The organism is Bradyrhizobium sp. HKCCYLS3013 (genome assembly GCF_051167615.1).
Taxonomy (GTDB): domain Bacteria; phylum Pseudomonadota; class Alphaproteobacteria; order Rhizobiales; family Xanthobacteraceae; genus Bradyrhizobium.
Window position 1 is genome coordinate 376,840 of record NZ_JBNPTK010000005.1, and the last position, 14,286, is coordinate 391,125.

A 14,286-nucleotide genomic window follows, 5' to 3' on the forward strand; every position below is an offset into this window, starting at 1 on the left:
CCGCCCGAGCGCGGCGCTTCCCCGCGAGGGCCGCGGCCAGGATCAATCCCGCGTCGCGTCCCAGGTCACCGGCAGATTGAGCAGACCGCGAAACGCCCAGCCGCCGATGCGCACCGGCTCGGTGTCACGCAGGCGCAGGTCCTTGAGCCGCGCGAACAGCGTCGGCAGCGCGACGTCGGCGATCATCGCGCGCGAGGCCCAGGCGCCGGCGCAGAAGTGCGGGCCGGCGCCGAAGGCGATGCTCTTGGAGACGTCGCGGCGGATGTCGAAGCGATCGGGGTCGGTGAAGTGCGCCTCGTCGCGGTTGGCCGAGCCGAACATCAGGAACACGCGCTCCTCCGGCTCGAAGGCGACGTCGCGGATGCTCCATGGCCTGGCGATCCGCCGCGGCGACATGCCGATCGGCGAGATCCAGCGGGCATATTCCTCGAACACCTGGAGCCAGCGCACCTCGCCAGTGATGGCCAGCGCGAGCTGCTCGGGATGCGTCAGCAGCGCCCACACCGTGCCGGCGATCGCGTCGCGCGGTTCGTTCTGGCCGCCCGAGATGGCGAGCTTGATGTTGGCGCGGATGCTCTCCATCGGCATTTGCGCGGCGAGCATCACGCCAAGCAGGCTCTGGTTCGGGGTCTTCTCCAGCACCGGCAGCATGTCGTCGATCGCGGCATCGATGCCGGCGGTCGCGGCGTTGCAACGCGCCTCGACCGCGGGATCGCCGGTGTAGTTGGCGATGCCGTCGATCATCGCCTGCGACCACGCATTCATGTCCTGGAAGCGCATATTGGTGAGGCCGGTGATCAGCTTCAGGCACTCGGCCGAGAACGGCAGAGCGAAATCGCCGACGAGATCGACATCCGTGGCCGGATCGAGCGCATCGATCAGCCGGTCGGCGTGCGCCTGGAACTGCGCCAGCCAGTGCACGCGCACGGCGCGCGGCGACACCGCCGGCGCGATCGCCTGACGCTCCGCCATGTGCGCCGCGCCATCCTTGCGCATCATGTTGTGCCCCATCAGCCGGTTCATCAGGCCCTGCGGCTGATGCGAGCTGAAGACGTCGATCTGCTTTTCGGAGACGAAGATGTCGTCGCGCCGGCACAACAGCGTGCTGCCGAGCTGCGGCACGAAGGCGATCGGCGCCTCCTGGCGCATGCGCGCCAGCGCCGGATAGGGATCGGCCCAGAAGGTGGCGGTATCGATGTCGAAGCGCGGTGCTGTGCTCACTGTCGATCTCCAGTCGGACGGCGCAAGCTAGCCGCGCGCGCGGGCGACGTCTGTCCCGGTGATGGGTGACAGCAGGTGAGCCTCCTTGCTCAGTTCAGCGGCCGCGGTGTCGCCATCAGGCGCAGCGCAATCGCGAACAGCTCGTTCTGCGAGGCGATGCCCAGCTTCTCATAGGCGCGCTTGCGATAGGTGAAGACGGAGTTGAGGGCGATGCCGAGATCTCCGGCGATCGCCTCCGAGGTGAAGCCCTCGAGGATGCGCCGGCAGACGTCCTTCTCCCGCGCGGTCAGCACCGACAGCGGTCCGCCGGCGGCGAACAACGAGGCAAATCTGTCGGCCGGATCCATCGCGGCGGCGCGATCCTGGCAATGACGCGCGACGATGGCCCCCACGATCGGGGCGACCGCGGCGATGCGCTGGCGCTCGCGGGGCGCAAAGCCGCCTTGGACAGCGGTGCGATAGAAGTTCACGTAGGTGCAGTGCTCGCCGACCCAGATCGCGGTGGCGGCCTTGTCGACGATCTCGGAGTCCTCGAAAAACAGCTTGCGGTAGCCCTTCGGGTACATGCGGCGCGCGAAGTTCGGCAGCAGGATGTGGCGCGTGTCCGCGCGCGCGCGAAAGATCGTGTCCCGGTTCGGATCGGCGGTGTGGAAGTGCTCCGAATACGCCGCGCCGAGGTCGGGCCCGATCGCGATGTTCCCCGTGCTGAGCAGACAGCGCGCCGAGCGCTGGTCCTCGAAGGCGAACACCATGCAGTGGCCGACATCCGCAACAATGCGCAACGTCTCGATGAGGACCTGCGGAAATGCGGGCTGTCCGATCGCGAGCACCATCGCGCCGACGGCGCCGGCCGCCTCGATGCCAGGCTCCTGAGCCTCCATGCGTTCCTCCCGGATCTTTTTGTTCGCCGAAACCTAGCAGCAACCCGCCTCGGCTGGAAGCGCCGCGCCCTGCGTCACCAACCACGGGGACAGACACGGGGCCGCCGGTCCGGCTACGCTCATCGGCCAAAGTCTCGGCCAGTCAACGCGCCGAGCACGCTCAACGGGGAGGATACACGATGAGAGCCGCGCTCACGGCGATCGGAATTGCTGCAACGATGGCGTTCGGCGCGCCCGCGCGGGCCGACATCAAGGTCGGTGTCGTGGTGTCCGCAACCGGACCCGGCTCGGCGCTCGGCCAGCCGCAGCTCAAGGCGGTGGCCGCGCTGCCGAAGGAGATCGGCGGCGAGAGGATCGTCTACATCGCGCTCGACGACGAGTCCGACAGCGTCAAGGGCTTGCAGAACGCGCGGCGGCTGGTGATCCAGGACGGCGTCGACGTGATCATCGGCTCGTCGCTGACGCCGGTGACGATGCCGATGCTCGACGTCGCGCTCGAGAGCAGGACGCCGCTGCTGTCGCTGGCGGCCTCGACCGCGATCGTGCAGCCGATGGACGACAAGCGCAAATGGGCATTCAAGGTGGTGCCCAATGACGACATCATGGCCGCGGCCATGCTCAAATACATCGCCAAGAGCGGGGTGAAGACGCTCGGCTTCATCGGCGTGTCCGACGGCTATGGCGAGGGCTACTATCAGGAGGTGACGAGGCTCGCGCCGAAGCTCGGGCTCACGGTGACCACCCACGAGGTCTATGCGCGCGGCGACACCAGCGTCACCGGCCAGGCGCTCAAGGTGATCGCCACCAATCCGGACGCGGTGTTCATCGCCTCGGCCGGCACGCCGGCCGTGCTGCCGCAGCAGGCACTGCGCGAGCGCGGCTATGCCGGCAAGATCTTCCAGACCCATGGCGTCGCGACGCAGGAGTTCATCAAGCTCGGCAAGGAGAATGTCGAGGGTGCGATCTTCGCCGGCGAAGCGTTCTCGATCGCCGACGATCTGGCGCCCGAGGATCCGTTCCGCCGCGCCAACGAGGCGTTCGTCTCCGCCTATCAGGCCGCCAATGGCGACAAGCCCAACATTTTTGCCGCGCATGTGTGGGACACCGCGACCCTGCTCAAGGGCGCCATTCCCGGCGCGCTGAAGGCCGCCAAGCCCGGCACGCCGGAATTCCGCGCCGCGCTGCGCGACGAACTCGAGCGCGGCAAGGATGTCTATCTCAACAACGGCCTCTCCAACATGAGCCCGACCGACCACAACGGCTACGACGAACGCTCGGCGTTCCTGATCAAGGTCGAGGGCGGGAGGTTCAGGCTGGTGAAGTAGGTAACGTCGCGTTGTCGGCCCGACTATTTCAGCACGGGCGGTGCAACCTCTCCCCGCCCGTTGCGGGGAGAGGTCGGATTGCGCAGCAATCCGGGTGAGGGGCATGGCACATCAGCGGCCAGGATCACCGGTCCATCGGACGAGCACGACGGCTCCGGGTCGCAGAGCAATAGCACCACCCGTGCGTCTGCCCCCGCGTCTGCCCCTCACCCCGACCCTCTCCCCGTAAGAACGGGGAGAGGGAGCGCACCGACCATTCCGCGAGCGCTCGAATTCAGCTGACAAGAGAGCGACGGATAGAGCTGCTTCCGCGCTGAGTGAGCCCGCCGCTTACGCCGACAGCCGCTCTCCCGCGTCGCCCTTGCCCAAGATCAAATCCGCCGCCTTGTCGCCGATCATCAAGGTCGCAGCGTTGAGGTTGGCGGAGATCATGCGCGGCATGATCGAGGCGTCGGCGACGCGCAGGCCCTCGAGACCATGGACGCGGAGCTGGTCGTCGACCGTGGCCCAGGTCGAGTCCGCCGGTCCCATCCGGCAGGAGCAGCCGGGATGGAAGGTGGTGGTGGCGCGCTGCGTCGCCGCGGCCAGGAACTCGTCGTCGCTGTTCACCTTCGGTCCCGGAAAATCCTCGTAGGCGTAGTACGGCGCGAGCGGAGCCGAGGCCAGCAGGCGACGCGCCAGCTTCATGCCGGCGACGACCACGCGGCGGTCAAGCTCGGCGGTGAGATAGTTGGTCTGGATCAGCGGTGGCGCGAACGGATCCGCCGAGCGCAGCCGCACATAGCCGCGGCTCTCCGGGCGCTGCTGCCAGGACGCCACCGTCATGCCGGGCTCGTCCTCGAGCTGGCCCTGCACGCCCTCCTTGTAGCTTGCCGGCGTGAAGGTGAGCTGCAGGTCGGAGCTTTCGGCGGTCTCGCCGGAATGCCAGAAGCAGTAGACCATGGTCGGCGACAGCGACAGGATGCCGCGCCGCGTCACCGCCCATTTCAGCGCCTCGCCCCACAGATTGAGGCCGCGCGCGAGCTCGTTGACGGTCTTGATGTTCTTGACACGCGCCACCGTGCGGGGCGCGTAATGGTCCTGCAGGCCCTCGCCGACGCTTCGGAGTGCATGACGCACCTCGATGCCGTGCTCCTGCAGCAGCTCGGGCGCGCCGATGCCGGAGAGCTGCAAGAGCTGCGGCGAATTATAGGCACCACCGGACAGGATCACCTCTTTACGCGCGCGCACCTCGACCGGCACGCCGCCGCGCCCGCCGCGATGATAGCGCACGCCGACCGCGCGTTTGCCTTCCAGCACAACGCCGGTGGCATGGGCGTGGGTGCGAACCTCGACGTTCGGCCGCTTGCTGGCCGGACGCAGGAATGCGGTCGCCGACGACACGCGGCGGCCGTTCTGGATGGTGCGCTGGACGTAGGAGACGCCTTCCTGGATCGCGCCGTTGTAGTCCGGGTTGCGCGGGATGCCGAGCGAGACAGCGCCATCCATGAAGGCCTCGCACAGCGTGTCCTTCCACTCCATGGTGGTCACGATGAGGTTGCCGTCGCGGCCGCGATACTGGTCCTCGCCGGCGCCGATGCGCTTCTCCATGCGCTTGAAATTCGGCAGCACGTCGGAATAGCTCCAGCCGCGATTGCCCATCTGCGCCCAGGTGTCGAAGTCCTGGCGCTGGCCGCGATTGTAGACATGGCCGTTGATCGACGAGGAGCCGCCGAGCGTCTTGCCGCGCGGCGCGTAGATGCTGCGCCCGGCCGTGTAGGGCCCCGGCTCCTGCTGATAACCCCAGTTGATGCTCTTCATGTAGAAGGTCTTGATGAAGCCGGCCGGCAGATGGATGTAGGGATGCCAGTCGCGCGGCCCCGCCTCCAGCACGCACACCGTGACCTCAGGGTCCTCGCTGAGGCGGCCCGCCAGCACGCAGCCGGCGGAGCCGGCGCCCACGATCACATAGTCGAAGGTATCCATCTGGTCGTTCGTCCCGGTCTCATCGTCATCAGCCGCGCGAGGCGGCAAGCGGCCATAGCGCGGTCAGCGCGGCTTGTCATTCAATTGGTAGTCGAGATGCGCCTTCACGGTCGGCCATTCGGCTGCGGTGATGCTGTAGACGACGGTATCCCGCAGCGTGCCGTTCGGCGCGATCTGGTGGCTGCGCAAAATGCCGTCCTGCCTGGCGCCGAGCCGCTCGATGGCGCGGCGGCTCTGGTGGTTGAAGAAATGGGTGCGGAACTCGACCGCGATGCAGTCCATGGCCTCGAAAGCATGCGCCAGCAAGAGCCGCTTGCACTGGGTGTTGAGCGCACTGCGCTGCACCCGTTTCGCATACCAGGTCGAGCCGATCTCGACGCGACGGTTGGCGGCATCGACGTTCATGTAGGTGGTCATACCGGCGACGCGGCCGTCGGCATCGAGCACCGTGAACGGCAGCATGCTGCCGGCCGCGAGCAGGCCGAGCCGGCGCTCGATCTCCCTGGCCATGGTCTCGGGTTTCGGAACTGCGGTGTACCACAGCTTCCACAATTCGCCGTCACTGACGGCCTCGACCAGCGCATCGTGATGGTCCGCCGAAAGCGGCAGAAGGCTCGCATGCGGGCCGCGAAGGGTGACTGGTTCAAGAAAGGGCATCAAAGACTCCTTCCCCTCATCCCGAGGAGCAGCGCGCAAGCGCTGCGTCTCGAAGGATGAGGCCACGATGGAGGCCTCATGGTTCGAGACGCGCCTGCGGCGCTCCTCACCATGAGGAGCAATTCCGACGACGTTCCAGCCAGCTGGTTATCACCGGCGCGCCGTGATGACGATGCCCAGCCGCATTCACTTGTTCAGAAAATTCAGCGGCAGGCCCTGCCGGGGCCAGTCCATCGCCACCAGCTCGCCCCGGCCCGACAGCGTGATGTAGGCCGTCTTCAGCTCGGGACCGCCGAAGGCGATGTTCGTCGTAACGCGGTCACCGGTCGGGACCTGCTCGACCAGCGTGCCGTCCGGCGCGATCACGCTGATGCAGCCGGAGATCAGCGTCGCGACGCAGACATTGCCGTTCGCTTCGACCGCGAGCGAATCGAACATCTGGTAGCCGCCGAGGCCGCAGATCGGCCGGCCGCGCTCACCACGATAGATCACCTCGCGCGGCTTGACGGTGCCGGGCTCCGGAACGTCGTAGGCCCAGAGACGCGCGGTCGGCGTCTCCGCGATGTAGACGGTCTTTTCATCCGGCGAGAGCCCGATGCCGTTGGCCGGCAGAATGCCGTGGACGGCCTCGACGATCTCGCTCATGCCGGGCTTGAGGTAATAGAACGCGCCGACGTCCATGTCGCGGGCGCGGCGCTTGCCGAGGTCAGAGAACCACAGGCCGCCGTGACGGTCGAAGACCAGATCGTTGGGCCCGCGCAGCGCGTGCTCGCCGCAGCGGCTGACGACGGTCTCGATCCTGCCGTTCTGCAGATCGACGCGCTGGATCGAGCCGCCGAGATAGTCCTCGGGCTGCGGGCCCGGCATGATCATCTTGCCGGTCGGAATCCAGGAGAAACCGCCGTTGTTGCAGATGTAGATCTTGCCGTCGGGCCCCAGCGCCGCGCCATTCGGCCCCCCCGGAATCTGCGCCACGATCTCCTTGCGGCCGTCGGGAAACACCCGCGTCAGGCGCTTTCCGCGGATCTCGACCAGCACCACCGAGCCGTCGGGCATCACCACGGGCCCTTCCGGAAATTCCAGATCGGTGGCGAGCACGCGCATGTCGGACATCGGACGACCTCCCGCTTTCGTCGCCGCGCTGCGGCGCATTGTTGTTAGGCGTGAGGTTATCGCAAACGTGCCGCTGCTTGCCAAGCAATCGGCAGGGTCCGGCGCCGCAGGGCTGGCCTGCAGCGTCTCGACACAATTCGGGACCGCCTCAGCGAATCACCGGAACCCATATCTCGAAGCCGCCATCACCGGTCCTGGAATCGAAGCGCTGATCGTAGCGTTCGAAATTCGGTGCATCGGCGACCGTGCAGCCCGATTGCGGCAGCCAGTGATTCCAGATCGTGCTGACGGTGCGACGGATGGTCGAGACGTGGCCCGGATGGGCGAACACGGCAAAGGTGGCCGCGGGAATCCGAACCTTGGCGAAGCTGCGCGGCAGGTTGGAGAAGTCGGCTACCGCGACGCCTGCGATATAGTCGAAGTTTCCGGCGTCGTCACCGTTGCAGCAGACGCCGTAAGCGACGTCGCCGACGCGCGCCGGGATATCCTGCTCGACCAGGTGGAAGCGCTGCCAGAGCGCCGGAATGCCGGCCCCGTTGTCATGGCTGAAGCGCTCGGCCACACCGGCAACGAGCAGCGGCTTGGCCGTGACGAAACGTGGTGCGGCGAGATCGGCGAGCGGGGTCTGGTCCATCATGATCGGCTCCTGAAGCGACAGGCCATCGAGGCGTGAGCTGGCGCGCACCAATTCCGGCGTGACGCCGAACTGGTCGCGGAACGCGCGCGTGAACGCTTCGTGGGAGCCGTAGTCGGCCTCGAGCGCGAGACTGAGAATGTCCGGCGCTCCCAAGGCCAGAGCCCGTGCCGCCTCGCTGAGACGGCGCAGCCTGACATAGCGCATCACCGAGACGCCGGTCGCCGCCGCGAACGCGCGCACGATGTGGAAGCGCGACACGCCGGCAATGGCAGCGACATCATCCAACGTCAACGGCGCCGACAGATGGCTCTCGATGAACCAGAGCGCCCTCTCGGCCGGGTTGTTGGACACGCGCCTCTCCTTGTCGAAGCGGCCGATCATGCGCGCGGACGTCCTCGTGCGCTTGATCGTTATTGCGCTGCGGACCGTGCTATTTGCCGGCCGGCTTCGCCGGCGCCGCGTCCTTGGCGCCCGGCGCATCGGCCTTCTTCCTCAGTTCGTCCGCAAGCTTCGCCTGCGACGCCTTCAGTTCGTCGATCAGGCCCTGCTGCGAGATCAGCGCAGCCTTCAGCGCCTGGATCTGCCGATTCGCCGCATCGAGCTTCTGCTGCTGATCGAGCGCTTGCTTGGCCATCGTCTTCTGCAGGAAATCGATGTTGCTCTGCAGACATGATGTCCGACGATCCATCGCCTTTTCTGCAGTGCATATCTCGATGCCCGGAATATCCTGCGCATATGCGGCAGAACTCACACACATCGCGAGCACACTCGCGGCAAAAATGATTCCCGCAGCAACGATTCTTCGCATCACAATTTTCTCATTGGCTTGCCCAACACATGATTTTGCGTGGAACTGAAGGAGTTTCCTGATTGATACCATACTGAGACCTCAATCGCGCATTGAAGTTCCGGCCGGGACCCGTTTTTAGGGAGATGGACAGAATGGCTACGCGCGAAAAACGGCTGGCGCAATTCGACGGCAGCGGTGAGCCGCCGCCCGGACAGACGGTCGAGGTGCTGTGCGAGGATCACAGCGGCACCTACCAACTACCGTTCCCCTGTTTCTACATTGATGGCAAATGGCACAACAAGGAATCCGGCGGCGCGCTCGAAGCCACCGTCATCGGCTGGCGCTTCCCACGCTCGCGATTTGACGAGCGCAATGGACGCCGTCCGCAGCCGAGCTTCGTTGCCGATCGCGCTTCGTCTTATTGATCATGCCGGGCCCTGAGTTCTGCTCAGGGCCGGTCTTGCCGAAAATATGGTTTCGAACGCAGATTGAGCATCACGACCGGATAGGCCATCAGCAGCGCGCCGGCGACGACCGCGAGGACAACCGTTCCAACGTCGAGCACACCGTCGCCCCACGCCCGCCGCCACATTGCAATTGCAATCGGAAAGAACAGAATCAGCGCCGTCGCCAGCCCCGGCGAGAATCTGCCTCCGCTGCGCAGGAACGGCAGAATGTGAAAGAAGATGGCGTTGATGATCATCAGCGCCGCGTAGGTGAGCGCGGCCGGCGGCCATGTCTCGGCAAGCTCCGCCTGCACCGCGCCGAGCACGACAACCAGCGCGTTCGTCACGTAGAAGTCGCTCCACTCGACCGGCAGCTTCATCACCGTACGAGCCCAATTGCGCCAATCGAACGTGTATTCCTCGAGAATATGCGCGCCGTAGGCCGCGAGCGCGAGCCAAGCCAATGTGGTCAAGGTCATGATCGATGCTCCCCTTGCGGGTGATGGACCGGCACCAGATCGGTCGCAAGGGGCAATGTGGAGCACCAAGGCGCGAGACAGGCAGCGCGCGTGCCGTGTGTCAAAACGCGACTGCGCTGCCTTGCAGTCTTAATCCTTGGAACGCTGCCGGAACGAATCGCGTCCGAATCGGACGCCGCATCTGGTGCGCGATCTGTTCACGCTAGATGTCGGACACATCGGAGACGACCCACCACATCGTGAGGAGACGCCTCCGGCCGCTTGCCGCAACCGGATGCCAAAGACTAACGGAGAAGGCGCTCAGGTCCAGGGCGTGACCGGCGGCACGTTGTCGGTCGCCGGCGGCATCTCGACCGTCTTGAAGTCGGCCGGGCTGACGATCTCCATATATTCCATGTCAGGGGAATAATCGTAGAGGTAGTGCACGATGCCGGGCCGCTGGTGCACGACGTCGCCGGCCTTCACCAGGGTCGGCTTGTCCTCGTACATGAAGCGGGCCCAGCCCTTCATCATGATGACGATCTGGAAATCGCAATCGTGGCGATGCCAGCCTGTGCCATCCACTGGCGGACAATCCGGATTGGCCTTGACGAGGTGGCAGATCACCTGCCCGCCGGTGGCGTCGGCGATGCCGAGATCGCGATACAGAAAGAAGTCGCGCAACCCACCGCCCTTGTAGTCGGTATCCTCGGGCTTCACGTGCGAGAACTTGGTCACCACTGCATGCTGGTTCATGACGGCCTCCACCGGTTGATCGCGACATCGGCGACCGTTGCGGCCCATCGATCGGCCACAGCGGCCACCACGTCCGAAAGCGAATTGTGCCATGCGAAAACCACGCCACGCCCTGTTCGCAACGCAAAGATCGGCAGGCGGTGACGGCATCGCGCGCCGAACTGATTGCCAACAACCGGATTTTGGCCGACGCCACACGGCAATGGTGACGTGCTGACAGCTCACGCCACGCGCCGAGAGGACGCAAATCCGGCTTCAAATTGAGCAGCACCTGCCCGCGACATGAGCCGTTCTCGCCGGGGCCGGCGGCTGCCAAGGGCCGCGGGCATGGTCCGCTGACGGCAGGACACCTAGTACTCGACCTCCAGCTCCTCGATCTCCTCGGGCTCGGCCTTGGCGGCCTCGATCCATTGCTGCATCTCCGGCATCGCCATGATCAGGTCGGCATAGGCCCTGAGCTGCGGCTCCAGCTTCACGTCATAAGTCACGAAGCGCGTCACCACCGGCGCATACATCGCATCCGCCATGCCGCGCTGGCCGAACAGAAATGGACCGCCGGATCTCTCCAGGCAGTCGCGCCAGATCGCCCAGATGCGATCGATGTCGGCCTGCGCCCGCGTCCAGACCTTGAAGCCCGGAAAGTGGCCCTTGAGATTGACCGGCAGCGACGCCCGCAGAGTCGTGAAGCCGGAATGGATCTCGCCCGAAATCGAGCGACAATGCGCGCGCTGGATGCGGTCGGCTGGCAGCAGGCCTGCCTCCGGAAAGGTCTCGTTGAGATACTCGCCGATCGCCAGCGTATCCCAGATCGTCGCACCATCGTGGCGCAGGCACGGCACCAGGATCGAGGACGACAGCAGCAGGATCTCGGCGCGAGCCGACGCGTCGTCCGGACCGACGATCACCTCGTCAAAATCCAGTCCGGCAAACCTGGCCAGCAGCCAGCCGCGCAGCGACCACGACGAGTAATTCTTGCTACTGATGGTCAACGTCGCTTTGGCCATGTCGCCCTACCCTGTTGCCGCATTGTCGATTGTCGTCCGCCCATCGTGCCGCTCGTGCAAGCGGCGCGATGGGCGGAGCCGGATATGTGAGAGATTTCATCGAGCAAGCGACATGCCAGTTTTTCAGGCAAGACTCGGCCGCTCTGGCTTCGATATTGCATACACCAATGCATGTAATGGATCGGACGCGATGGCGCTGCTGTACCAAGCCTATCAGAACCACATGGACCTGACCGAGCCGTGGCGCCAGAGCGCGGCAGCCGCCATGCGCTATCTCAACCTGATCCCATCAGGGCTATCCAGCCGCGCCATGCGGCGTCTGTCCGCCGCGCTCGAGCTGATCTCCCGCTCGGCCTTGACCTACGCCCGCCCGGCCTATGGCATCGACAGCGTGATGGTCGGCAACCGCGAGCTCGCCGTCACCGAAGAGGTCACGTTCAAGACGCCGTTCGGCTCGCTGCTGCACTTCAAGAAGGATGCCGCACCGGATCAGCCCAAGGTGCTGCTTGTCGCGCCGATGTCCGGCCATTTCGCCACCCTGCTGCGCGGTACCGTGAAGACGCTATTGCAGGATCACGACGTCTATATCACAGACTGGCACAATCCGCGCGACATCCCGCGCGATCATGGCCGCTTCGGCCTCGAAGATTACACCGATCATCTCATCACCTTCCTCGGCCAGCTCGGGCCGCGCCCTCACATGGTGGCGATCTGCCAGCCGTCGGTCTCCGCGCTCGCGGCCACCGCCGTGATGTGCGAGGACAACCATCCGTCGCGGCCGGCCACCTTGACCTTGATGGCCGGACCGATCGATACACGGATCCAGCCGACCAAGGTCAACGAGTTCGCCAAGAGCAAGCCGATCGACTGGTTCGAGGACAACCTGATCCACTACGTGCCCTTTCAATGCAGGGGCGCCTTCCGCAAGGTCTATCCCGGCTTCGTGCAGCTCACGGCATTCGTCTCGATGAATCTCGAGCGACACGTGAAGCAGCACATGGATCTCGCCAACCATCTCGCCAAAGGCGAGGTCGAGAAGGCCGAGACGATCAAGACCTTCTACGACGAGTACTTCGCGGTGATGGATCTGCCGGCGGAGTTCTACATCGAGACTGTGCGCGACGTCTTCCAGGAACATCTGCTGCCGCAGGGCAGACTGATGCACCGCGGCCGTCCCGTCGACCCGAAGGCAGTCCGGCGCATCGGCCTGATGACGGTCGAGGGCGAGCGCGACGACATCTGCTCGATCGGCCAGACGCTCTCGGCGCAGGACATCTGCACCAACGTGCGCGCCTATCGCCGCGTCCATCACATGCAGGCCGGCGTCGGCCATTACGGCGTGTTCAGCGGCAAGAAGTGGAACAACGAGATCTATCCGCTGCTGCGGGATTTCGTGCACGTCAATTCGTGAAGCGGCCGCGCTGTGCGCGTTGCAGCGTGGCCGACGGCGCCTCCCCGAACTTGTCGCGATAGGCCCCCGCCATCCGCCCGAGATGGGTGAAGCCGAGGTCGAAGGCGATGTCGATGATCCGCGCCTCCGGCGCAGCCGTCATCAATTGCGCATTGAGCCGCGCCAGCCGGATGTCGAGCAGCATGTCGGAGATCGACATGCCGAAATGGCGGCGGAAGCCGCCCTGCAGCGCCCGGATCCCCACGCCTGACGATGCCGCAAGCTGCGCCAGATCGAGCGGTTCGGCTGCGTGCGCTGCCAGGAGATCACGCGCCCGGCGGACGGCCTGCGGCAGCGTCTCGACCCGGCCGGAATGCAGCCTGATCGCCTCCGCCAGGCCATTTCCCGGCTGCGCGAACAGAATATCCAGCAGCGTCTCGCGCCAATTGGCGGCCGCGACCGCTGGCAGTCCGCGCCCACCGCCGAGACGCTCGGCGAGGTCGGCGAGCCCGAGCATGTGAGCCCGGAGCCGCGAGCCATGACATCCCGACAACGCGATTGCGGGATCGAATTCGATCGGTTGCACCGCGCGCCCGGACAGCGCTGCTGCGCGCTGTTCCACGAGACGGCGGTCGAGCAACAGGATCAACTGAGCGCACCCCTCCCAGACCATGCGCGTGGGCAATGTCGGCGACAGCAGCGACGCCGCATGATCCGGCGCCGTCGCGACCTCGCCGGTCCCGGCGAAGACCCGCGCGGTCCCCGCCAGCGGGAGCTGCAGCAGGAAGAAGCGGTCGAGACAGCCCGGATCAATGGTTACCGCACCGCCATAGGCGACGTAGTTGATGGAAAAGCCATCGAATGCCGCGCAATTATGCAGAGCGAGGAAATCGCGCGCAGTATCCGCCTCCGGTTGCAGCCCATGCGGACAGAAGATGCGGCCTATTTGTTCAGCGGCCTCATCGACATCGTGCGTTGCAACACGACCATAGGCGGTCAGCCGCGGCACCGCCGGTGACTTCCAACTACGATCAGCGGCTGCATCTGCAGTCATGGCCTACATCGCCCGTCGAGATCGTTTGAAACCTATAATAATTAGCAACTGACGTCGAGGGATTCGTTTTCCGGATAGACTTGGGCAGGCCCCGGCTCGATCCTCCCATGCGTGCAGCAAGGAGATCCGCCATGATCACACTCGAAAAAGGCATCACGCGCGCAGGTACCGGCTATGCCGGCAAGACCTGGAATATCCTGGGTCAGCTCTATTATCCCAAAGCCGTCACCGACTCCACGTTCGCCTTCGAGACCAACAGCGAGCCCGGGCAGTTCGTGCCGGTTCACGTTCATCCCACCCAGGACGAGTTCATCCTGGTGCAGGAAGGCGTACTCGACCTCAAGCTCGACGGCGTCTGGGTCAAGGCGAATGCCGGCGACCTCGTGCGCATGCCGCGCGGCATTCCGCATGGCTACTTCAACAAATCCGACAAGCCGGCGCGCGCGCTGTTCTGGGTCTCGCCGATGCAGAAGCTGGAGGCGCTGTTCAACATGCTGCACAATCTCGCCGACCCGGCCGAAGTGGTGCGAATCTCGGCGGAGCACGAGGTCGACTTCCTGCCGCCGGAGGCCAACGACTAGGCGACAGC

Annotated in this window: 15 protein-coding genes; 4 read left to right on the forward strand and 11 right to left on the reverse strand. The window is 65.3% G+C overall.

Annotated elements, in window-relative coordinates:
* Positions 1 to 42: 42 nt before the first annotated feature.
* Together ACQR1F_RS12650 and ACQR1F_RS12655 are read right to left on the reverse strand one after the other, a co-directional pair.
* Positions 43 to 1,221, reverse strand: coding sequence for a cytochrome P450 (locus tag ACQR1F_RS12650; RefSeq protein WP_434907985.1), 1,179 nt, complete (start codon positions 1,219 to 1,221; stop codon positions 43 to 45).
* Between the two features lie 89 nt (positions 1,222 to 1,310).
* Complete coding sequence (locus tag ACQR1F_RS12655; protein ID WP_434913135.1) at positions 1,311 to 2,102, reverse strand: helix-turn-helix transcriptional regulator; 792 nt, start codon at positions 2,100 to 2,102, stop codon at positions 1,311 to 1,313.
* Between the two features lie 179 nt (positions 2,103 to 2,281).
* On the opposite strand from ACQR1F_RS12655, the gene ACQR1F_RS12660 reads away from it, so the two are divergent.
* Entirely contained in the window at positions 2,282 to 3,427 is a 1,146-nt protein-coding gene (locus ACQR1F_RS12660; RefSeq protein ID WP_316239262.1) for an ABC transporter substrate-binding protein, read from the forward strand.
* Positions 3,428 to 3,757: 330 nt separating this feature from the next.
* Here ACQR1F_RS12660 and ACQR1F_RS12665 read toward each other — a convergent pair whose 3' ends face one another.
* The 5 genes from ACQR1F_RS12665 to ACQR1F_RS12685 form a co-directional block, all read right to left on the reverse strand.
* Entirely contained in the window at positions 3,758 to 5,392 is a 1,635-nt protein-coding gene (locus tag ACQR1F_RS12665) for a GMC family oxidoreductase (RefSeq protein WP_434913136.1), read from the reverse strand.
* Positions 5,393 to 5,455: 63 nt separating this feature from the next.
* Positions 5,456 to 6,049, reverse strand: a complete 594-nt coding sequence (locus ACQR1F_RS12670) for a GNAT family N-acetyltransferase (protein WP_315805777.1) — start codon at positions 6,047 to 6,049, stop codon at positions 5,456 to 5,458.
* 186 nt (positions 6,050 to 6,235) lie between these two features.
* Positions 6,236 to 7,162, reverse strand: a complete 927-nt coding sequence (locus ACQR1F_RS12675; protein ID WP_434874103.1) for an SMP-30/gluconolactonase/LRE family protein — start codon at positions 7,160 to 7,162, stop codon at positions 6,236 to 6,238.
* Positions 7,163 to 7,310: 148 nt separating this feature from the next.
* A complete protein-coding gene (locus tag ACQR1F_RS12680) occupies positions 7,311 to 8,180 on the reverse strand; it encodes a GyrI-like domain-containing protein (RefSeq protein WP_434913137.1) in 870 nt (289 codons plus the stop codon).
* A gap of 49 nt (positions 8,181 to 8,229) precedes the next feature.
* Entirely contained in the window at positions 8,230 to 8,556 is a 327-nt protein-coding gene (locus ACQR1F_RS12685; protein ID WP_434913154.1) for a hypothetical protein, read from the reverse strand.
* A 185-nt stretch (positions 8,557 to 8,741) separates the two neighbouring features.
* Here ACQR1F_RS12685 and ACQR1F_RS12690 point away from each other — a divergent pair, with 185 nt between their 5' ends.
* Positions 8,742 to 9,014 carry a hypothetical protein gene (locus ACQR1F_RS12690; RefSeq protein WP_315805780.1) on the forward strand — a complete coding sequence of 91 codons (273 nt, stop codon included), beginning with the start codon at positions 8,742 to 8,744 and terminating at the stop codon, positions 9,012 to 9,014.
* A 23-nt stretch (positions 9,015 to 9,037) separates the two neighbouring features.
* On the opposite strand, the gene ACQR1F_RS12695 is transcribed toward ACQR1F_RS12690, so the two are convergent.
* The 3 genes from ACQR1F_RS12695 to ACQR1F_RS12705 all read right to left on the reverse strand — a co-directional run bounded on the left by ACQR1F_RS12695 (position 9,038) and on the right by ACQR1F_RS12705 (position 11,253).
* A complete protein-coding gene (locus ACQR1F_RS12695; protein WP_315805781.1) occupies positions 9,038 to 9,514 on the reverse strand; it encodes an HXXEE domain-containing protein in 477 nt (158 codons plus the stop codon).
* A 300-nt stretch (positions 9,515 to 9,814) separates the two neighbouring features.
* On the reverse strand, positions 9,815 to 10,249 hold the full coding sequence (locus tag ACQR1F_RS12700) for a cupin domain-containing protein (RefSeq protein ID WP_315718052.1): 435 nt from the start codon (positions 10,247 to 10,249) through the stop codon (positions 9,815 to 9,817).
* Between the two features lie 350 nt (positions 10,250 to 10,599).
* Positions 10,600 to 11,253: a glutathione S-transferase family protein gene (locus ACQR1F_RS12705; protein WP_315805782.1), complete on the reverse strand. Its 654-nt coding sequence runs from the start codon at positions 11,251 to 11,253 to the stop codon at positions 10,600 to 10,602.
* Between the two features lie 190 nt (positions 11,254 to 11,443).
* On the opposite strand from ACQR1F_RS12705, the gene ACQR1F_RS12710 reads away from it, so the two are divergent.
* A complete protein-coding gene (locus tag ACQR1F_RS12710) occupies positions 11,444 to 12,664 on the forward strand; it encodes a polyhydroxyalkanoate depolymerase (RefSeq protein ID WP_315805783.1) in 1,221 nt (406 codons plus the stop codon).
* On the opposite strand, the gene ACQR1F_RS12715 is transcribed toward ACQR1F_RS12710, so the two are convergent.
* Positions 12,654 to 13,697, reverse strand: a complete 1,044-nt coding sequence (locus ACQR1F_RS12715) for an AraC family transcriptional regulator (protein ID WP_315805784.1) — start codon at positions 13,695 to 13,697, stop codon at positions 12,654 to 12,656. The genes ACQR1F_RS12710 and ACQR1F_RS12715 overlap by 11 nt on opposite strands.
* 131 nt (positions 13,698 to 13,828) lie before the next feature.
* Here ACQR1F_RS12715 and ACQR1F_RS12720 point away from each other — a divergent pair, with 131 nt between their 5' ends.
* Positions 13,829 to 14,278 carry a cupin domain-containing protein gene (locus ACQR1F_RS12720; RefSeq protein ID WP_315805785.1) on the forward strand — a complete coding sequence of 150 codons (450 nt, stop codon included), beginning with the start codon at positions 13,829 to 13,831 and terminating at the stop codon, positions 14,276 to 14,278.
* The last annotated feature ends 8 nt before the right edge of the window (positions 14,279 to 14,286 follow it).